Genomic DNA, 19,263 nt, shown 5'->3' on the forward strand with positions numbered 1-19,263 from the left:
GCGAAATGAAAACTCGTTCAGGGTTACTGGTGATCTGTCTGGGGTTGGCGGCCTGTCAGGGCAGCAACCCTTATGTGGCGACCTCCAACCCTATACCACCGGCGCCGCCTCACGCGGCCAACACCTTCGATCGCAGCGCGTATCCGGCACCGCCGCGTGACTATGCACGCTATCGCAGCTGGGCCTGGCTCGACGGGCAGTTGCCGCCGGGCACGGCGTGGGCGGATTCGGCGCAGGTCGCCGAAGCGGTCAGTAATGCCCTTGATCAACGCGGCTTGCGCCCGCTGCATGACAATCGTCCGGCGGACCTGTTTGTCAGCGCCGATCTGCATCTGGAAACCCGCCTGCGCCAGGTTCAGGACGACTACGGTTACTACGGCGGTGGTTATGGCGGTTATGGTGGTTACAACCGTTATGGCAGCGGTTATGGCCTGTACAACACGGTGCCGATTGTTCGCACTTATCAGGAGCAGGTCGTGGTGGTGCGGGTGGATATGTTCGATGCCGGCACTGGGCAACCAGTGTGGAGCGCCAGCGCCGAAACCAGCAATCGCGGCAGTCAAAGCGAACGCGCCGATGCGATCAGGAAGGCTGTAGAAAAGGCAATGTCGGCGTATCCTCCTAATTAGCTTCTGTCGTTAAGAAGCATTGCGCAGGTTCATGTCTTCTATCGGAGAACAATCATGTTCCGCCGTCTCGCTTTACTGGCTGTGGCTGTGCTGCTCAGTGCTTGCGCGGCCAACCAGGTGAATCATGATTATGATGCCAGCCGCGATTTTGCCGCTTATCGCAGCTGGAGTTGGAAAGAGCCCGCTCTGCAATATCGCCCCGATGACCCACGGATCGAAAGCGACCTGACTGAACAGCGCGTCCGTCAATCGGTTGCCGATCAGCTCGAGCAGCGCGGCTTGCGTCCTGCCGCTGCTGGCACCCGAGGTGACTTGAGCGTGCAGACCTACCTGATCGTCGAAGAGCGCCAGCAGCAAGTGACCACCAACTATGGCGGCGGTTGGGGTAATCCATGGAACGGTTATTGGGGCGCGCCGATGTATAACGAAACCCGTAATGTCAGCTACAAGGTGGCGACTATTCAGATTGATTTGCTTGATGGCAAGGATGGCAAGCTGGTGTGGCGAGGCAGTGATGAGCAGATGCTCAGCCGCACGACGAACCCGTCTGATCGCAGTACGGCCATTCGCGAAACGGTCGGGCGGATATTGGCTAACTATCCTCCCCGGTAGGTGGTTTGGCGGCCTGAAAGCCGACCAAGTTCTTGGTTGATTTGTGTGTATATCCGTTGCTGCGGTAACGGCTGCTTAGGGTTTCGCCCTTACGGCGACTCACTTTTTTTTCAAACGCCAAAAAAAAGTAAGCAAAAAAAGGCTCGCCCCGAGCGTCCGGCCCCTCGCTTAGGCTCGGCGTTCCTTCGTTCCGGTATCCATCCGGGGACACTGCCCTCCGGTCTGCTTCGCGACGACCTACATGCAGCGTGTTCGACTGCGTCGAACGGCGCTGCGCGCCACTCCCCGGATGAACACCTCCACTCAGCCTGCCGAAGGGGCGGGTGGATCAAGATCAAAAGCTGAAGGCGAGCTAACGCTCGGCCTGATGAGTGGTGAGAAGCAGAAGCGAACGCCGCTCTGCTTTTGATTTCTGTAGGAGCGAGGCTCGCCCGCGAAGGCGTCCTTCAAACCGACCAAATCCTCACATTTACACCACTCAAACTGTGGGAGCGAGCCTGCTCGCGATGACGGCCTTCGATCCTACCCATCCCTCACTGATACACACCACTCAAAATGTGGGAGCGGGCTTGCTCGCGAAGGCGCCCTGACAGGCGCCAAAAATCCCCCCCGCCAAACACTCAGGCAACCGGCCGCCAATGCCCAACCATATGTTCAATATCGCCCGCACCCACCAGCTGCAAATCCCCACTGGACCCTGCCGCACTGGCCATTAACGTCACTTCGCTCGGCAACCGCACCGGCTTGCGAAATTGCACTTCAATCTCGACATTGGCTGTCGGCAGGTGCTCGGCCAGTGCCGCCAGTGTGCGCGCCTTATTCCACAGTCCATGGGCGATGGCCGTCGGGAATCCGAAGAGTTTTGCGCTGGCGGCGCTCAGGTGAATCGGGTTGTAGTCGCCGGACACTTTGGCGTATTGCCGGCCGATGTCTGACGGCGCTTCCCAGCGGGCGACTTCGGTCATGGCCAGTGTCGAGGCCAGCACTTCTTCGATGGGTTCGCCGTCGAGTTTTACCCCGCGGCACAACATCCGGCTTTGCGCTTCCCATAGCGGCCCCAACTGATCGTCGAGCGTCGTCACCAGATCGAACGTCGCACCTTTGGCGTGCGGCTGCAGGTTTTGCACCTGCACGCTGATCCGCGCGCGATTCACGCCGCCCATGGGGCGCAGCACGCGGATGCGGTTGCTCAAGTGGATCAGCCCCAGCAGCGGGAACGGGAATTCCTTGGCGGTGAGCAGTTGCATCTGCAAGGCAAACGCGAGGATGTGTGGATAAGTCGGCGGCAGCAGGCCGTTGTCGGTAAATCCACAGACATTGCGATACGCCGCCAAACGTTTTGGATCAACGTTGATCCAGCAACGCAAACCTGAATCGGGAAGAGTGGTGCCGGTGATTTTGCGGCGCGTCGCGGCCTTGGCGTACAGCGGCGGCAGGCTCGGTTCGCGGTTGAGTGTGTGCCAGTCGATGATCATGCCTAAGCCCCCAAAACACTTTGTCCACAGACTCGCAGCGCTTGCCCGGTGAACGCGCCGGTGCCCGGTTGCGCCAGCCACGCCACCGCTTCGGCGACGTCTTGCGGCAAGCCGCCCTGGCCCAACGAACTCATGCGCCGACCCGCTTCGCGCAAGCCGAAGGGCAGGTGCGCGGTCATCTGGGTTTCGATGAACCCCGGCGCGACCGCATTGATGCTGATGCCGCGCTCCTTGAGCAGCGGTGCCCAGGCCTGGGCCAGCCCGATCAGCCCGGCCTTGCTGGCGGCGTAATTGGTTTGCCCGCGATTGCCGGCGATGCCACTGATGGACGCCAGCAGAATCACTCGAGCGTTGTCGCTCAAGGTGCCGCTGTCGAGCAGGGCTTTGGTCAACACCTGCGGTGCGTTGAGATTGACCGCGAGCACCGCGTCCCAGAATTCCGGGGTCATGTTGGCCAGGGTTTTGTCCCGAGTGATACCGGCGTTGTGCACCACGATGTCGAGGCCGTCGGGCAATTGTTCGATGAGCTGTGCGGCGGCGTCTTCGGCGCAGATGTCGAGGGTGATGCTGCGCCCGCCGAGGCGGGCAGCGAGGGCTTCGAGGTCGGTCTTGGCCGGTGCCACGTCGAGCAGAATGACCTCGGCACCATCACGAGCCAGAGTCTCGGCGATGGCGGCGCCGATGCCGCGCGCCGCGCCGGTGACCAGTGCCTTGCGGCCGGACAGTGGACGAGTCCAGTCCGACACTTGGATGTCGCAGGCCTCCAGGCGAATCACTTGTCCGGAGACGAACGCGCTTTTCGGCGAGAGGAAAAACCGCAACGGACCTTCCAGTTGATCCTCGGCACCTTCGCCGACCTGGATCAGCTGCAAGGTGCCGCCGCTGCGCAGTTCCTTGGCCAGTGAACGACTAAAGCCTTCCAGCGCGCGTTGGGCACTGGCGGCGAACGGGTCGCTCAAGGTCTGCGGCGCACGCCCGAGAATCACCAGGTGCGCGCTGTGATCGAGGTTTTTCATCAACGGCTGAAAGAATTCACGCAGCTGTTTGAGCTGATCGGTTTGCACCAGGTCGCTGGCGTCGAATACCACGGCCTTGAGCTTGGGGCCGTGGCCGGGAATCCAGGCCGTCGCCAGTGAAGGCTCGGCGCCGTAGCTGTAAATCGCATCAGTCAGGCGGTTGGCGAAAGCGCTGACTTTCTCCGCCAGCGGACCGCCGCCGATCAACAGCGCCCCTTCGACGGGACGCAGCCGGCCGGCTTGCCAGCGCTCCAGCCGAACCGGCGACGGCAGACCCAGGGCCCCGACCAAACGATGGCCGATGGACGAATTGGCGAAGTCGATATAGCGGTCAGACATGGAACGCGCTCCAGCAGCTGGGGTTCAAAGTGTGGACCACGAATGGCGATCAGTCGTTCGATCCATGAGATTAGGCCTACGCTTGATCACTGTAGGAGCAGAGCTTGCTCGCGAAGGCGGTACGTCAGTCGGAATTAATGTAGCTGACACACCGCCTTCGCGAGCAAGCTCTGCTCCTACACGGGCGGTGGCCTCAATAGAATTGAAGGAGCTTTTCATGACTCAGCTGCGCCGCGTCGCGATTATCGGCGGTAACCGTATTCCCTTCGCCCGTTCCAACGGGCCGTACGCAACCGCCAGTAACCAGGCGATGCTCACCGCAGCGCTCGAAGGCTTGATCGAACGCTTCAACCTGCACGGCCTGCGCCTGGGCGAAGTGGCGGCGGGGGCGGTGCTCAAGCATTCGCGGGACTTCAACCTGACCCGCGAATGCGTGCTCGGCTCGCGGCTGTCGCCGACCACCCCGGCCTACGACATCCAGCAAGCCTGTGGTACCGGCCTTGAAGCGGCGTTGCTGGTGGCAAATAAAATCGCCCTCGGCCAGATCGACTGCGGCATCGCCGGCGGTGTCGACACCACGTCCGATGCGCCGATCGGCATCAACGAAGGCCTGCGCAAAATCCTCCTGCAAGCCAATCGCGCCAAGACCACCGCCGACAAACTGAAGACTTTTTTGCAGGTGCGTCCGCGTCATCTGATCCCGGAGTTTCCCCGCAACGGCGAACCGCGCACCGGCCTTTCGATGGGCGAACATTGCGAGTTGATGGCGCAAACCTGGAACATCCCGCGCGCCGAGCAGGATCAACTGGCGTTGGAAAGCCACCAAAAACTCGCCGCCTCTTACACCGAAGGCTGGCACAACGACTTGATGACGCCGTTCCTCGGCCTGACCCGCGACAACAACCTGCGCCCGGACCTGACCCTGGAAAAACTCGCCTCGCTGAAACCGGCCTTCGAGAAAAGTGCCAAGGGCACCATGACCGCCGGCAACTCCACGCCACTCACCGACGGTGCGTCGCTGGTGCTGCTGGGCAGTGAGGAATGGGCGAAGGAGCGCGGCTTGCCGATTCTCGCGTACTGGCGCGATGGCGAAGCGGCGGCGGTGGATTTCGTCAACGGGGCCGAGGGCCTGTTGATGGCGCCGGTGTATGCGGTACCGCGCTTGCTGGCGCGCAATGGCCTGACCTTGCAGGACTTCGATTACTACGAAATCCACGAAGCCTTCGCTGCGCAGGTGCTCTGCACGTTGAAGGCCTGGGAAGATCCAGAGTATTGCAAAACCCGTCTCGGTCTCGATGCGCCGTTGGGTTCCATCGACCGCAGCAAACTCAACGTCAAAGGCAGTTCACTGGCGGCCGGGCATCCATTTGCCGCTACGGGTGGGCGCATTGTCGCCAACCTGGCCAAGTTGCTCGATGCGGCGGGCAAGGGGCGAGGGTTGATCTCGATCTGCGCCGCCGGTGGCCAGGGCGTGACGGCGATTATCGAGCGCTGAGCAGTTCGGCGTCCTGCGGCACGGTGTGTTTGCGGTTGGCGTAACTCTCGGCCATCACCGAGCAGACGATCAGCTGCAACGGGTGGTAGATCATGATCGGTAGCAGAATCAGCCCCAGGCCTGGGTTGGCACCGAAGATCAACGCCGCCATCGGCGCACCCGCCGCCAGGGATTTTTTGCTGGCGCAGAACACCGCTGCGATCTCATCGGCCTGGCTGAACTTCAAGGCGCGCGCGGTGCGGGTGGTCATCCACAGAATCACCGCCAGCAGCATCGCGCTGCCGATCAACGCCGTGAGAATCACGCTGTCGCCCTGTTGCTGCCACATCCCCGACACCATTGAATTGCAGAACGCCGCGTACACCAGCAGCAGGATCACCAGCTTGTCGACGACGTTGGTGTAGCGCTTGTGCCGAGCGAAAAACTTGCCGAAAAACGGCCGCACCAATTGCCCGAGCACCAGCGGCAACAACAGCATGGCGCAGAGGTCGAGCAGGGTTGAGCCGAGGTCGATGCCCCCGGCGCCGCTGCCGACCACGAAACTCACCAGCAACGGTGTGATGAAAATCCCCAGCACGCTGGACAGGCTCGCATTGAGAATTGCCGCCGGCACGTTACCGCCCGCGCTGCCGGTCAACGCCACCGAAGACGAGATGGTCGAGGGCAGGGCGCAGAGGTAGAGGAAACCGAGCATCAGCAGAGAAGGAACATGCGAGCCCAGCAGCTTGTCGCTCACCAGCCAGATCAACGGGAACACCGCAAAGGTGAAACCCTGGACCATGACGTGCAGTTTCCAGTTTTTCAAACCCTGGCTGATCTGCTCGCTGGACAGGTTGACCCCGTGCAGGAAGAACACCAGGAACACACCGATGTTGATCACGTACTCGGCATGCATGCCACCACCGGTGGCGCCGAAGCTCGGGAAGAAATACGACAGCAGCGTGGCGATCAGCATGCCGCACAAGAACCAGTCGGTGACGACGCGTTTGAGGTGTTTGAAGGCATGCATGACAGGCACCGAATACATTTGTAAGAAATGGTGACTTAGCCTAACGTCGGCCTAATCAGCCGTCTTGCGACATAAGGCCAATCAATGCCGACTAACGGACAACTTTCCCTCGAGCGGACGATTCCGACCCTGTCGGCGTTGCCGCGTGCGTTGTATGCGCGGGCGGAAAGCTTGAACGCCGGTTCGTGGACACCGCCGCATCGTCACGACTGGGTGCAGTTTTCCTACGCCATCAGCGGCGTGCTTGGCGTGCACACGGCCGAGGGCAGTTTCTTTGCGCCGCCGCAGTGGGGGATCTGGATTCCGGCAGACCTGGAGCATCAAGTCGTCACCTCGATGCGCGCCGAGATGCGCAGCCTGTACGTGCGCCGCGAGGATTGTGAGTGGGCGGACGGGCGTTGCCGGGTGCTGGAAGTGACGCCGTTGGCGCGGGAGCTGATCAAGAGTTTTTGCCTGCTGCCCGTGGAATACCCGCAAGGCGACAGCGCGGAGTCGCGGCTGGTGAATGTGCTGCTGGATCAGTTGGCGAATCTGCCGGAGGTCGGCTTTTCCCTGCCGTTGCCACGTCATCAGCGATTGCTGGGGTTGTGCAACGAACTGATTGAAAGCCCGGAGCGCAACGTGACCTTGCAGGAATGGGCGCAGCGGTTGGGGACGTCGGAGAAAACCTTGATGCGCTTGTTTCAGCGCGAGACGGGCTTGAGTTTTCGAGGGTGGCGGCAGCGGATGCGGCTGCTGTCGTCATTGAGTTTGCTGGAGGAGGGCGACAGCGTGACCAATGCCGCGCTGTCTTGCGGGTATGACTCGACGTCGGCGTTTATCGCGGCGTTCAAAAGCCTGTTCGGATTTACCCCCGGCGAACTATTCAAGCAGTAACAGCGCAAATCAAATGTGGGAGCGGGCTTGCTCGCGAAGGCGGCGTGTCAGTCAACGAAGATGTCGACTGGTACATCGCCTTCGCGAGCAAGCCCGCTCCCACACTGATCAGTGGTGTTCGAGGAGATCAGGTCCTGAACCGTCGAACCAACCCATCCAGCTCATTCGACAACCCGGCCAGGCTCTGCGAATCCAGCCGCGCCGAGTTCGCCAGTTCTGCCACCAACTGCGCATCACCATGAATCTGGCTGATGTGCCGGTTGATGTCTTCTGCCACCTGATGCTGTTGTTCCGCCGCCGTGGCGATTTGCGTGTTCATGTCGCGAATCACATCCACCGACTCGCGAATCAAGCCAAAGCTGCTGCGCGCTTCGCCGATGCGGGTCACCGATTGCTGGGACACTTCCAGGCTCGCATGCATCTGCTGCGTCACTTGGCTGGTGCGCTTGGCGAGGTTGCCGAGCAGGCCGTCGATCTCCGCCGTGGAGTCCGCCGTGCGTTTGGCCAGGGCCCGCACTTCGTCAGCCACTACGGCAAAACCACGCCCTTGCTCACCGGCCCGCGCGGCTTCAATGGCCGCGTTCAGCGCCAGCAAGTTGGTCTGTTCGGCAATCGAGCGGATGGTGCCGAGGATCGACTGGATGTCGTTGCTGTCGCGTTCCAGTTGTTGCATCGATTGCGCCGATTGTTCGATTTCCTGGCTCAGGCGATCGACGCTGGTCACTGCCGCATCAATCTGCTGCTGACCTTCGCGCGCCTGACGCTGGCCACTGTCGGCAGATTCCGCCGCCTGGCTGCAAGAGCGCGCGACTTCGTTGGCAGTGGCGACCATCTCGTGGAACGCCGTGGACACCATGTCCACCGCTTCACGCTGGCGGCCGGCCGCTTCGGCCATGTCGCTGGAGACCTGGGTCGAGCTCTTGGAGGTGGCGAGGATCTTGGTCGCGGCGCCGCCGATGCTCTGGATCAGGTTGCGAATCGCCGCCAGGAACTGGTTGAACCAGTTCGCCAGTTGCGCGGTTTCGTCGCTGCCACGGATTTGCAGGTTCTTGGTCAGGTCGCCTTCACCTTGCGCGATGCCTTCCAGGCCGCTGGCCACGCTGCGGATCGGGCGCACGATGACGCTGGCGAAACTGGCGCCGACAACGGCGAAAAGCACGGCCAACACGGCGGCGATGATCGCGATCAGCCAGGTCAACTGGGTGGCCGAGCTCATCACGTCGGTCTGCTTGATCAGGCCGATGAAGGTCCAACCCAACTGCTCCGACGGCCAGACGTTGGCCATGTAGCGTTCGCCATTGAGTTCGACTTCCACCAGGCCTTTACCGGCCTTGCCCAGTTGCGCGTAGCCCTCGCCGAGGCTGCTCAAGGCTTTGAAGTTGTGTTCCGGTTGCTTCGGGTCCACCAGCACGGTGCCGGTGTTTTCCAGCAGCATCAGGTAGCCGGTTTCGCCGAGCTTGATCTGTTTGACGATTTCGGTGAGCTGCTTGAGCGTCACGTCGATACTGACCACGCCGCCATTGGTGCCCAGCTTGTTGTCGATGGTGCGCACGGTACTGACGTAAGTCGCGTCATCCTGAGCCCAGTAATAAGCCTCGGTGCGAAACGGCTTGCCCGGCTTGGCTTGGGCGGCCTTGTACCAGGGGCGCTGGCGCGGGTCGTAGTTGTTCAGCTTGGCATCGTCCGGCCACGACACATAACCGCCCGCGGCCGTACCGAGAATGGCATAGGCGTAGGAAGGATGGCTGTTGCCCAGGTCCTGCAGGAGGGCGAAGACTTTTTTGTCCGCCTCGCCTTGAGGAATACTTTCGGCGTTGGCGCTCATGTAGGTCTTGAGGCTGTCGTCGGAATTCTTGATCAGCGGCTGGGTGGCCAGGTAATCGACGTTCTGGCTGATGCCGTCGAAGAACAACTGCATGGCATTGCTGACCTGACGGATCTCGCGGGCACTGCCGTCGACGAACGCGTCCTTGGCATCACTGCGCAGGTTCAGCACAACGAGCGTGGCGACCAGCACCACCGGCAAGCAGGCGATGATTGCAAACGCCCAGGTCAACTTCTGTTTGATGTTCATCCGCGCTCCAGATTTTCTTGTAGGCCCACGCAGTGCAGATGACTCGCGGATTATTGGCAGCCGTAAACGTTTTTGATCACCGGGTTCCCTGGTGCGCCATCGTTGTTTTCTGTCGAAACGATTGTCGGACAAATCACTCTGTCACTGAGGACTTCGGCTGCTGGAGGCGGAAATTGAGGACTATTGAGAAAAATCCTACGAAGGGTATGAACTGGAGTGTCAGCTTCTGTCGCAAATGCCCGCAAAGCCCTACCGCAACACGTGACGCAGGCTCAGCTATGATCCTGGACGGATGATGACGGGTGGCGGGTTTGCCGGGATATTCCGGCACATTGTGTGCTTATTAATGTTCATGGGAGCGTTCATAGGTCGGCAACCCCTCCCCCGAATGAGTGGATTGCCGTATAACGAATGACTTTCGCGTGTTTGGTAATAAAGGACCCACAATAAAAGCTGATGAAGACTCCAAAACGCATTGAACCCCTGATCGAGGACGGTCTGGTCGACGAGGTGCTGCGCCCACTCATGAGTGGTAAAGAAGCAGCTGTTTATGTGGTGCGCTGCGGTAACGAGCTACGTTGCGCGAAGGTCTACAAGGAGGCGAATAAACGCAGTTTCCGCCAGGCGGCCGAATATCAGGAAGGCCGCAAGGTACGCAACAGCCGGCAGGCCCGGGCCATGGCCAAGGGTTCCAAGTTCGGCAAGAAAGAAACCGAAGACGCCTGGCAAAACGCCGAAGTGGCGGCGTTGTTCCGTTTGGCCGGTGCTGGTGTGCGGGTTCCCAAGCCTTACGACTTCCTGGAAGGCGTGCTGCTGATGGAACTGGTGGCCGACGAGTACGGTGATGCCGCACCGCGTCTGAACGACGTGGTGCTGGAACCGGACCAGGCGCGCGAATATCACGCGTTCCTGATCTCGCAGATCGTGCTGATGTTGTGTACCGGTCTGGTGCACGGTGACCTGTCCGAGTTCAACGTGCTGCTGACCCCGACCGGCCCGGTGATCATCGACTTGCCACAAGCGGTGGACGCGGCGGGCAATAACCACGCGTTCAATATGCTGGAGCGGGACGTGGGCAACATGGCGTCCTACTTCGGGCGGTTTGCGCCGGAGTTGAAAAAGACCAAGTACGCCAAGGAAATGTGGGCGTTGTACGAAGCCGGCACCTTGCACCCGGCCAGCCTCTTGACCGGCGAGTTCGACGAGCCGGAAGAGATCGCCGACGTTGGCGGGATCATGCGCGAGATCGAGGCCGCCCGCCTCGATGAAGAGCGCAAGCAAGCGGTGCGCGCCGCTGATGACGCGCCCCCCGGCAAAACCGAAGAACCGCCTCCACCCTGGATGCAGTGATCGGTTAACCCAAAACCCGGCTTCGGCCGGGTTTTTTTGTGGATGCCTGCCAACGAGACCTCCAAACACTGGAGATCAAATGTGGGAGCGGGCTTGCTCGCGAAAAGGCTAGCACATCCAACATCATTGTCGCCTGACAGTCCGCTTTCGCGAGCAAGCCCGCTCCCACACTGGATTGTGGGGGGCCGCCGTTTTTGTGCCCGACCCAAAACCCTGTGGGAGCGGGCTTGCTCGCGAAGAGGCCATCACCTCCAACATCAGGTCGCCTGACAGTCCGCTTTCGCGCGCAGGCTCGCTCCCACATACTGGCCGCACTCGTAACACTCCACACTCAAGGATTGAATGTGAACTCCACCCGCAACGCTCAACTGATCATCGCCGCCCGTCTGATCTCGGATTTCGGTGCCTTCCTCAACATGGTGGCTCTGGCCACTTACGTCTACCTGCTCAGCAACAGCGCCATGAGCGTCGGCATCTTCCTCGCGAGCCGCGTGGGCGGAGGCATTTTTGCCAGCCTTATAGGCACGACTTTTTACCGGCGCTGGGCCGGGCGCCTGCCGCTGATTGCCTTTGATCTGTTGCGTGCTGTGTTGCTGGGGCTGTTGCTGGTGTTGCCGGTCGCGCAACAAGCACTGCTGCTACCCGTGATCGCCTTCGGCCTGGGCTTCGGTAATTCGATGTTCGCCATCGGCCTTAACAGTCAGTTGCCGCACTTGATCGACGGCGAACACTTGCTCAAGACCAACGCCTGGATCACCTCGGCGTCGTCAGCGGCAATGGTCGGCGGGAGTCTGGTGGCAGGGCTGTTGGTGGCGGTGTTCGGCTTTGAAACGGTGTTCGCGTTGAACGTGGCCACGTACCTGCTGGCCGCGTTGTTCATCGTGCCGCTGCGCTTTTCCAGAATCGCGCCCAGTGCCGAGCCAGCCAATGAGCGGGGAGAGTGGCACGCCCTGCGCCAGGGTTTGCGAAGTACACCGGTGGTGGCCACGATGCTCGCAGTCACTATGGCCGACACCCTTGGCAGCGCTGCGCACAACGTCGGTTTCCCGATCATTTCCAGGCTGCTCACACCCGAATCGGCCAGCACCACGCTGGGCCTGATGCTGGCGGTCTGGGCCTGCGGAAAACTCATCGGTGCGCGAATCGCCAGCCGCCTGAAAGGCTCGGGAAACGTGAACCTGGAGCGGCGATTCTTCTTCGGCGTATTGCTGATGTCGTGCGGCTTCATCCTGATGTTCCAGCAGCACACGCTCTACGGTTTGCTGCTGTTTGCGTTGCCGGCGGGCTTGGGCGACGGCTTTTCGGAAGTCGGCCTGATGTCGCGTCTGCAACGCGAACCGGACAGCCTGCGCCTGCCGATTTTCAGCTTCCTGACCCTGCTGCAAATGACCGGGTTTGGCGTCGGCATGCTGATCGCCGCGCCCTTTTATTCGTGGTGGACGCCGGGTGCCGTGGTGCTGCTGTTCCATGGCATTCCCCTCACCACATTGCTGGTGGTGAAGGGCTTGGCCATCAGGGGCGAGCGGGTGCGGCGCAGCAGCCAGACTCAAGGTTCTTGAGAATCGGGCAGTCCGGGCGATGGTCGCCATGACAATGCTCGACCAGGTCCTGCAGGGTGTCGCGCAACTGACCGAGTTCGAGGATTTTCTGGTTGAGCTCGTCGATGTGCTGGCGGGCCAACGCCTTCACGTCAGCACTGGCACGCTGGCGGTCCTGCCAGAGGGTCAGCAGTTTGCCGACCTCTTCCAGTGAGAAACCCAAGTCCCGCGAACGCTTGATGAACGCCAGGGTGTGCAGGTCGTCGGCGCCGTACACCCGATACCCGCTGTCGGTGCGATGGGCCGCCTTGAGCAAACCGATGGACTCGTAATAACGGATCATCTTTGCGCTCAGGCCGCTTTCGCGGGCCGCTTGGCCGATGTTCATTGAGTGTCCTCCAGATCCTTGGGTTTCCAGGTTTTCAACAGTAGCGCATTGCTCACCACGCTGACGCTCGACAGTGCCATGGCGGCGCCGGCCAGCACCGGGTTGAGGAAGCCAAAAGCCGCCAACGGAATGCCGATCAGGTTATAGACGAACGCCCAGAACAGGTTCTGCCGAATCTTCGCGTAGGTTTTGCGGCTGATCTCCAGCGCCGCCGGCACTAGCCGTGGATCGCCGCGCATCAGGGTTATCCCGGCCGCGTGCATGGCCACGTCGGTGCCGCCGCCCATGGCGATGCCGATATCAGCAGCGGCCAGGGCCGGGGCGTCGTTGATGCCGTCGCCGACCATTGCGACCACGCCGGTTTTCTTTAGTAGGGCGACAGTGGCCGCTTTGTCGGCTGGCAGCACTTCGGCGTGGACATCGCTGATGCCCAGCGCCTCGGCAACCACTTTGGCGCTGCCACGGTTGTCACCGGTCAGCAGGTGGCTGCTGATGTTCCGTGCGCTGAGTTGTTGCACGGCTTGCAGGGCGCCGGGTTTCAACGTGTCGCCAAAGGCAAACAGACCCAGCACTCGCGACTCGGGGCTTTGTTCGATCAGCCAGGACAGGGTCCGGCCTTCGGCTTCCCAGGCGGTGGCGGCGTCCGCCAATTCACCGGCGTTCAAAGCGCTTTCTTCCAACAAACGACGATTGCCCAGGGCCAACCGACGACCGTTCAACGTGCCCGCAATGCCGCGCCCGGTCAGCGACTGGCTGTCGCTGACATCGGCCACGCTCAAATGGCGTTCGGCACACGCCTCCAGAACTGCCTTGGCCAGCGGGTGTTCACTGCCGCGTTGCAGGGCGCCGGCCAGTTGCAGCAGGGTGGCTTCGTCAGCGTCGATGGCGCTCAAGTGAGCAATGCGCGGCGCCCCCGAAGTCAGCGTGCCGGTCTTGTCGAACACCACGGCGCTGACTTCATGCGCACGTTCCAGCGCTTCAGCGTCCTTGATCAGAATCCCATAGCGCGCCGCGACACCGGTGCCGGCCATGATCGCGGTCGGCGTGGCCAGACCCAGTGCGCAAGGGCAGGCGATTACCAGCACCGCAACGGCGTTGATCAGCGCCGTTTCCATCGGCGCGCCATACAGCCACCAGCCGATCAAGGTGGCCAAGGCCAGCAGCAGAACAACAGGCACAAAGACCTGGCTGACTTTATCCACCAGTTTCTGGATGGGCGCCTTCGCGGCTTGAGCGTCCTCCACCAGACGGATGATCCGCGCCAGCACGGTTTCCGCGCCGAGCGCCTGGGTACGCACCAACAACCGGCCTTCGCCATTGATCGCGCCACCGGTGACCTTGTCGCCAGGTTGTTTGGGCACCGGCAGGCTTTCGCCGCTGATCAGCGCTTCGTCGGCGTGGCTCTGACCTTCGACCACTTCGCCGTCCACCGGGAAACGTTCGCCGGGTTTGACCATCACCAGATCATTGAGGCGCAACGCGCTGATGGCGACATCCTGTTCTCGGCCGCCGATCACTTGAATCGCCCGCTCCGGGCGCAAGGCTTCGAGGGCGCGAATGGCGCTGGCGGTCTGGCGCTTGGCGCGGCTTTCCAGGTATTTGCCCAACAGTACCAGGGCGATCACCACCGCAGAGGCTTCGAAATACAGGTGCGGCATGCCCCCGGCGGCGGTGGCCCATTCGTAAAGACTCAAGCCGTAACCGGCGCTGGTGCCGAGGGCGACCAGCAAATCCATATTGCCGGCCCCGGCGCGCACGGCTTTCCAGGCGGCCACATAAAAGCGTGCACCGAAGATGAATTGCACCGGCGTGGCCAACGCAAATTGCACCCAGGCCGGGAGCATCCAGTGCACGCCGAACGGTTGCAGCACCATCGGCAGCACCAGCGGCAAGGCGAGGGCGATGGCCATGATCAAGGCCCAGCGTTCACGGTGCAGGCGGGCTTGTTGGTTGTCGGTTTGTGGGTGTTCGACTTCCCAGACGCTGGCGCTGTAGCCGGCTTTGGTCACGGCCGCGATCAGGGTTTGCGGATCGACCTGACCGAGCAGTTCGAGGTGGGCGCGTTCGTTGGCCAGATTGACGCTGACGCGCTTCACCCCCGGCACTTTGGCCAGCGCACGTTCGACCCGGCCGACACATGACGCGCAGGTCATGCCATCGATGCTCAATTCCAGGTTCTGTTGGGGCACGCTGTAGCCGGCTTGCTGCACGGCGTCCATCAACGCTGGCAGGCTGTCGCTGGGTGCTTGAACCCGGGCCTGTTCGGTGGCCAGATTGACGCTGACAGCACTGGCGCCGATGACTTTGCTCAAGGCACGCTCGACACGCCCGGCGCAACTGGCGCAGGTCATGCCGGCAATCGGCAGATCGAAAGTGGTGGATTCGGACATCGGTCACGCTCCCTGTAGAAGATGCCTACAGGATCAACCTTGCCATGCGGGCAAGGTCAAGCGCCAATCTACAAATTGCCGCAGGCTGGTTCTGGTCGGGCAGGGCGACCGGGTCGGGCCTCTTCGCGAGCAAGCCCGCTCCCACATTTAATCGCGTTCTCCCGGAAGAATACGGTCGAATGTGGGAGCGGGCTTGCTCGCGAAGAGGCCATCACAGCCAACACAAATGTGAAGGTCAGTATTCGAGGGCGGCAGGCTTGAGGTACATCCCTTCCTGCGTCATCGCAATCCGGAACTTCAGCACATCCCCGGCCTTGAGCGTGATGATCTGCGAACCCGGTGCGAGCATGCCCGGATTGCAGCCCGGTGCCTGCCCCGGCAGCAGCTTGAGGCGCAATGACACATTGCCCGGCGGCAAATTGAACGAAGTGCTCTGTTCCTGGAACAACCGCGCCGACAACTGATCCTGGATGTACACACCGATCTCGCAGTTGGTCGACACTTCCAGGCGCTCGCGGGAAATGATCAGCACGCCATAGTCCTCCCCGGCAGCATTGACCGAGGGCACGGCGGCGAAAAGGCTGAGGAAGCCAAACAGGCTGAGAGCTGGCCAGCGCATGGCTGAATCTCCTGAGGTCGAGTCATTGATGGACGCAGCTTGGCCGAGCGCGACGCCGATTGCCAGCCCGGCAGTTTGCGACAGAACTTGACCTTGCCATGGTGGCAAGCTCGAGACTGCAGGCAACCTCACTCAAGGAGTCACCCCATGCAAGTGTTCAACGTTGAAGGCATGTCCTGCGGTCACTGCGTCAAAGCCATCACCCAGGCGCTGCAAGCCAAGGACCCGGCCGCCAGTGTGCGGGTCGATCTGGCGGCGAAGGAAGTTGGCGTCGAGAGTGCGCTGACGACTGACCAGGTAATCGCCGCCATCACCGAAGAAGGCTACGCCGCCAAAGTCGCCTGAGCAGATTTTTTGTAGGAGCCGAGCTTGCTCGCGAAAGCGGTGGCACATTCAACCTCTCAGTGACTGTTCCACCGCCTTCGCGAGCAAGCTCGGCTCCTACAGGTTTTAGGGTTTGTCGGGGTTTTTTATTAGTTAGCGACCTATCGGAATGTTCAAGGCGTCCCTGCGCGGCTAGACTGTCGGGCTGCCGACCTTTGTCCAACGGGATGCCCGATGAACTTCCGCATCATTCTGATTCTTGGCGCCTTGAGCGCATTCGGTCCGCTGGCGATCGATTTCTATCTGCCCGCATTCCCGGCAATGGCGCTCGCGTTCGGCACCGATGAAAAACACGTCCAGTTGACCCTGGCGGCTTATTTCCTGGGTTTGTCCCTTGGTCAGCTGGCTTATGGCCCGGTGGCGGATCGTTTCGGGCGACGCATTCCCTTGCTGACCGGTGTCGGTTTGTTCACCGTTGCGTCCGTGGCTTGCGCCTTTGCGCCGAATCTGGAATGGCTGATCGGCGCGCGTTTCATTCAGGCGTTGGGTGGTTGCGCGGGGATGGTGATCTCGCGGGCGGTGGTCAGCGATAAGTGCGATGCGGTCGGTTCGGCGAAGGTCTTCTCGCAATTGATGCTGGTGATGGGGTTGGCGCCGATTCTGGCCCCCATGCTCGGCGGGCTGTTGGTCAACACCACGGGCTGGCAGTCGATCTTTCTCGTGCTGACCGGTTTCAGTGCCCTGGCCGGACTGGCCGTCGCGCTTGGGCTGCCGGAAAGTCTACCGGCCCATGTGCCGCGTCAGCCGTTGTCGGGGGCGTTGCGTCAGTACGGTCGGCTGCTCTCGGACCCGATCTATCTCGGCCACGCCTTGACCGGCGGCATCGCCATCGCCGGGATGTTTTCCTACATCGCCGGCTCACCGTTCGTCTTCATCAAACTGTACGGCGTACCGGCCGAACATTTCGGCTGGCTGTTCGGCCTCAACGCGGCGGGGTTCATTCTGGTGGCGCAGATCAACGCGAGAATGCTGGCCAAGCGTGGCCCGGCGTTTCTGTTGGCGCGCACGGTATGGATTTACGTCGGTGGCGGCCTGGCGCTGCTCGCCGTCAGTTCAATGCACACCGAGCAGCTATGGCCGTTGCTGATTCCACTGTTCATCTGCATCGCCAGCCTGGGTTGCATCCTCCCCAACGCCTCGGCTTGCGCGATGAACGGTCAGGGCGCCCGGGCCGGTAGCGCGTCGGCGATGCTCGGTTGCCTGCAATTCAGCGTCGCGGCCGGGGCCGCGGCGCTGGTGGGGGTTTTACACGATGGCAGCGCCGTGCCGATGGCCATGGTCATCAGCCTGTGCGGAATTCTGGTGGTGAGCGTCGCGATGCTCACCCGGCGTTTGCAAAATGCCCGGGCACTGGCACAAGCCCAGGCCTGAGGATGGCCTCAGCCAGCAGCGCGCTGCTGCTGGACGGGAATTTGATGAGGAGCTTGCAGGCGCGCTTCAAGGGTGCGGGTGAAGGCGCGAGCTTCGGCTTCGCTACGGAACGTCACAGCATGCTGGTCCAGGCGGACTTGCCAGCAGGATGTTGCCACTTCTTTTATCAGGATCTTCATTGCTGATCTCTCCTCTCGTAAAAGATGTTCTGTAAAGAGGGTGCCGCGGAGTTTCGATTGTAGACCCCGAATACGATCACCATTGTGACAACGGTCAACTCTCGGACTGACGGTGTCGTCCGGGCGGACGACACTGTTTCAATCTATTTCAGAACCCTTCAAGCACGATCTTGCCTTTGGACCTTCCGCTTTCCAGCAGCTCATGAGCACGCCGCAGGTTAGCCGCGTTGATGGTCCCGAAGTGCTCGCCCACCGTGGTTTTCAACGTCCCGGCATCAATCAGCCCGGCCACGCGGTTAAGCAATTGGTGTTGCTCGATCATGTCAGCGGTTTCGAACAGCGAGCGGGTGTACATGAACTCCCAGTGCAGCGACAGGCTCTTGCGCTTGAGCTTGGTCACGTCCAGCGCCTTCGGATCATCGATCAAGGCCAGCTTGCCTTGCGGCGCCAATGCCTCGACCAATTGGTCCAGGTGATGATCGGTCTGGGTGAGGCTGGCCACGTGGGTCACCTGATCGAGGCCGGCGCGTTTCAATGCTTCGCTTAATGGCTGGCTGTGATCGATCACCAGGTCGGCACCCAGTTCACGCACCCAGCTCTGGGTTTGCGGGCGCGACGCGGTGCCGATGACTTTCAGCCCGGTGAGCTGGTGGGCCAGTTGCGTGAGGATCGAACCGACACCGCCGGCCGCGCCGACGATCAGCAGGCTCTGGCCTTCATCGGTGTTGCCTTCGCGCACTTGCAGGCGTTCGAACAGCAGTTCCCAGGCGGTAATGGCTGTCAGCGGTAATGCGGCGGCTTCGGCGAAACCGAGGGTTTTCGGCATATGGCCGACGATCCGCTCATCCACCACGTGCAGTTCACTGTTGCCGCCGGCACGGGCGATGGAGCCGGCGTAGAAGACCTTGTCGCCCGCCTTGAACAGCGTGACTTCACTACCGACCGACTTGACCACTCCGGCCACGTCCCAGCCCAACACTTTCGCCGCGCCACCCTCGGGCTGGACGTTCTGACGAACTTTGGTGTCCACCGGGTTCACCGAAATGGCTTTGACTTCGACCAACAGGTCACGCGGGCCGGCCACCGGTTCTGGCAGTTCGATGTCTTGCAGGGATTTCTCGTCGCTGATTGGCAGGGAGGCGTAGTAGGCAATGGCTTTCATAAGGGCGCTCCGAAAAAGTAATAAAGGAAGGGTCAGGCCACGGTACGCAGGCGCTTGAGATCGAAGTGTTCGAGAAAGTCCCCGGCCTTGGCGCGAAAGTTCTGGATATGCGCGCTGGCGTCATGGGCTTTTAGGGCTTCGTCGCTGCTCCACTTTTCGATCATGTAGAAAGCCAGAGGATTGGCGAGGTCCTGATGCAGATCGTATTGACCGCAACCCGCTTCGGCGCGGGTCGGTTCCAGCAGCGCGCGCAGGTGCTGTTCGAGGGCAGCTTGCTGGCCGTCTTTGGCGATGAGGGTGGCGATGGCGGTAAACGGCTGGGACATGGTCGACTCCGGGAATGGGATGATTTCGATG

Annotated in this window: 18 protein-coding genes and 1 pseudogene; 8 read left to right on the plus strand and 11 right to left on the minus strand. The window is 61.4% G+C overall.

Annotated features, from left to right (window positions below; all coding sequences use genetic code 11):
• The first annotated feature begins 5 nt into the window (after window positions 1-5).
• Both ACIPL2_RS22545 and ACIPL2_RS22550 read left to right on the plus strand, forming a co-directional pair.
• Window positions 6-629: a DUF4136 domain-containing protein gene (locus ACIPL2_RS22545; RefSeq protein ID WP_401359848.1), complete on the plus strand. Its 624-nt coding sequence runs from the start codon at window positions 6-8 to the stop codon at window positions 627-629.
• Between the two features lie 54 nt (window positions 630-683).
• Entirely contained in the window at window positions 684-1,241 is a 558-nt protein-coding gene (locus ACIPL2_RS22550; RefSeq protein ID WP_401359850.1) for a DUF4136 domain-containing protein, read from the plus strand.
• Window positions 1,242-1,861: 620 nt separating this feature from the next.
• Here ACIPL2_RS22550 and ACIPL2_RS22555 read toward each other — a convergent pair.
• Together ACIPL2_RS22555 and ACIPL2_RS22560 are read right to left on the minus strand one after the other, a co-directional pair.
• Entirely contained in the window at window positions 1,862-2,716 is an 855-nt protein-coding gene (locus tag ACIPL2_RS22555) for a MaoC family dehydratase (RefSeq protein ID WP_401359853.1), read from the minus strand.
• A gap of 2 nt (window positions 2,717-2,718) precedes the next feature.
• A complete protein-coding gene (locus ACIPL2_RS22560) occupies window positions 2,719-4,071 on the minus strand; it encodes a 3-oxoacyl-ACP reductase (RefSeq protein ID WP_401359856.1) in 1,353 nt (450 codons plus the stop codon).
• A 217-nt stretch (window positions 4,072-4,288) separates the two neighbouring features.
• On the opposite strand from ACIPL2_RS22560, the gene ACIPL2_RS22565 reads away from it, so the two are divergent.
• The gene (locus tag ACIPL2_RS22565) at window positions 4,289-5,566 is read left to right on the plus strand and encodes an acetyl-CoA C-acetyltransferase (protein WP_401359858.1); all 1,278 of its coding nucleotides are present in this window, start codon (window positions 4,289-4,291) and stop codon (window positions 5,564-5,566) included.
• On the opposite strand, the gene ACIPL2_RS22570 is transcribed toward ACIPL2_RS22565, so the two are convergent.
• Entirely contained in the window at window positions 5,553-6,575 is a 1,023-nt protein-coding gene (locus ACIPL2_RS22570) for a bile acid:sodium symporter family protein (RefSeq protein WP_401359862.1), read from the minus strand. The two genes, ACIPL2_RS22565 and ACIPL2_RS22570, sit on opposite strands and share 14 nt — an antisense overlap.
• A gap of 84 nt (window positions 6,576-6,659) precedes the next feature.
• Between ACIPL2_RS22570 and ACIPL2_RS22575 the strand changes: the two genes are divergently transcribed.
• Complete coding sequence (locus ACIPL2_RS22575) at window positions 6,660-7,451, plus strand: AraC family transcriptional regulator (protein ID WP_401359865.1); 792 nt, start codon at window positions 6,660-6,662, stop codon at window positions 7,449-7,451.
• Between the two features lie 127 nt (window positions 7,452-7,578).
• On the opposite strand, the gene ACIPL2_RS22580 is transcribed toward ACIPL2_RS22575, so the two are convergent.
• Together ACIPL2_RS22580 and ACIPL2_RS22585 are read right to left on the minus strand one after the other, a co-directional pair.
• A complete protein-coding gene (locus ACIPL2_RS22580; RefSeq protein WP_401359943.1) occupies window positions 7,579-8,346 on the minus strand; it encodes a methyl-accepting chemotaxis protein in 768 nt (255 codons plus the stop codon).
• Between the two features lie 90 nt (window positions 8,347-8,436).
• Window positions 8,437-9,525 (minus strand): annotated as a pseudogene (locus tag ACIPL2_RS22585) (cache domain-containing protein); the annotation flags it as partial.
• A gap of 456 nt (window positions 9,526-9,981) precedes the next feature.
• On the opposite strand from ACIPL2_RS22585, the gene ACIPL2_RS22590 reads away from it, so the two are divergent.
• Both ACIPL2_RS22590 and ACIPL2_RS22595 read left to right on the plus strand, forming a co-directional pair.
• Entirely contained in the window at window positions 9,982-10,875 is an 894-nt protein-coding gene (locus ACIPL2_RS22590; protein ID WP_059405712.1) for a PA4780 family RIO1-like protein kinase, read from the plus strand.
• A 344-nt stretch (window positions 10,876-11,219) separates the two neighbouring features.
• A complete protein-coding gene (locus ACIPL2_RS22595) occupies window positions 11,220-12,434 on the plus strand; it encodes an MFS transporter (RefSeq protein ID WP_401359869.1) in 1,215 nt (404 codons plus the stop codon).
• Here the strand turns inward: ACIPL2_RS22595 and cueR are convergent.
• From cueR to ACIPL2_RS22610, 3 genes are all read right to left on the minus strand, one after another.
• Window positions 12,388-12,801 (minus strand): Cu(I)-responsive transcriptional regulator, encoded by a 414-nt coding sequence (cueR, locus tag ACIPL2_RS22600; protein ID WP_401359872.1) that lies wholly within the window; start codon window positions 12,799-12,801, stop codon window positions 12,388-12,390. The genes ACIPL2_RS22595 and cueR overlap by 47 nt on opposite strands.
• The gene (locus ACIPL2_RS22605) at window positions 12,798-15,191 is read right to left on the minus strand and encodes a heavy metal translocating P-type ATPase (protein ID WP_401359875.1); all 2,394 of its coding nucleotides are present in this window, start codon (window positions 15,189-15,191) and stop codon (window positions 12,798-12,800) included. The genes cueR and ACIPL2_RS22605 overlap by 4 nt, the downstream gene beginning before the upstream one ends.
• Window positions 15,192-15,426: 235 nt before the next feature.
• Window positions 15,427-15,810 (minus strand): hypothetical protein, encoded by a 384-nt coding sequence (locus ACIPL2_RS22610; protein ID WP_401359878.1) that lies wholly within the window; start codon window positions 15,808-15,810, stop codon window positions 15,427-15,429.
• 147 nt (window positions 15,811-15,957) lie between these two features.
• Between ACIPL2_RS22610 and ACIPL2_RS22615 the strand changes: the two genes are divergently transcribed.
• Window positions 15,958-16,155, plus strand: coding sequence for a cation transporter (locus ACIPL2_RS22615; RefSeq protein ID WP_401359881.1), 198 nt, complete (start codon window positions 15,958-15,960; stop codon window positions 16,153-16,155).
• 213 nt (window positions 16,156-16,368) lie between these two features.
• Window positions 16,369-17,565 carry a multidrug effflux MFS transporter gene (locus ACIPL2_RS22620; RefSeq protein ID WP_401359884.1) on the plus strand — a complete coding sequence of 399 codons (1,197 nt, stop codon included), beginning with the start codon at window positions 16,369-16,371 and terminating at the stop codon, window positions 17,563-17,565.
• 8 nt (window positions 17,566-17,573) lie between these two features.
• On the opposite strand, the gene ACIPL2_RS22625 is transcribed toward ACIPL2_RS22620, so the two are convergent.
• The 3 genes from ACIPL2_RS22625 to ACIPL2_RS22635 all read right to left on the minus strand — a co-directional run bounded on the left by ACIPL2_RS22625 (window position 17,574) and on the right by ACIPL2_RS22635 (window position 19,232).
• A complete protein-coding gene (locus ACIPL2_RS22625) occupies window positions 17,574-17,744 on the minus strand; it encodes a hypothetical protein (protein ID WP_177333666.1) in 171 nt (56 codons plus the stop codon).
• 148 nt (window positions 17,745-17,892) lie between these two features.
• A complete protein-coding gene (locus tag ACIPL2_RS22630; RefSeq protein WP_401359888.1) occupies window positions 17,893-18,906 on the minus strand; it encodes a zinc-binding alcohol dehydrogenase family protein in 1,014 nt (337 codons plus the stop codon).
• 32 nt (window positions 18,907-18,938) lie between these two features.
• Window positions 18,939-19,232, minus strand: coding sequence for a putative quinol monooxygenase (locus tag ACIPL2_RS22635; protein ID WP_401359891.1), 294 nt, complete (start codon window positions 19,230-19,232; stop codon window positions 18,939-18,941).
• Between the last annotated feature and the right edge of the window lie 31 nt (window positions 19,233-19,263).

The organism is Pseudomonas sp. NPDC086251 (assembly GCF_044746405.1).
GTDB lineage: Bacteria > Pseudomonadota > Gammaproteobacteria > Pseudomonadales > Pseudomonadaceae > Aquipseudomonas.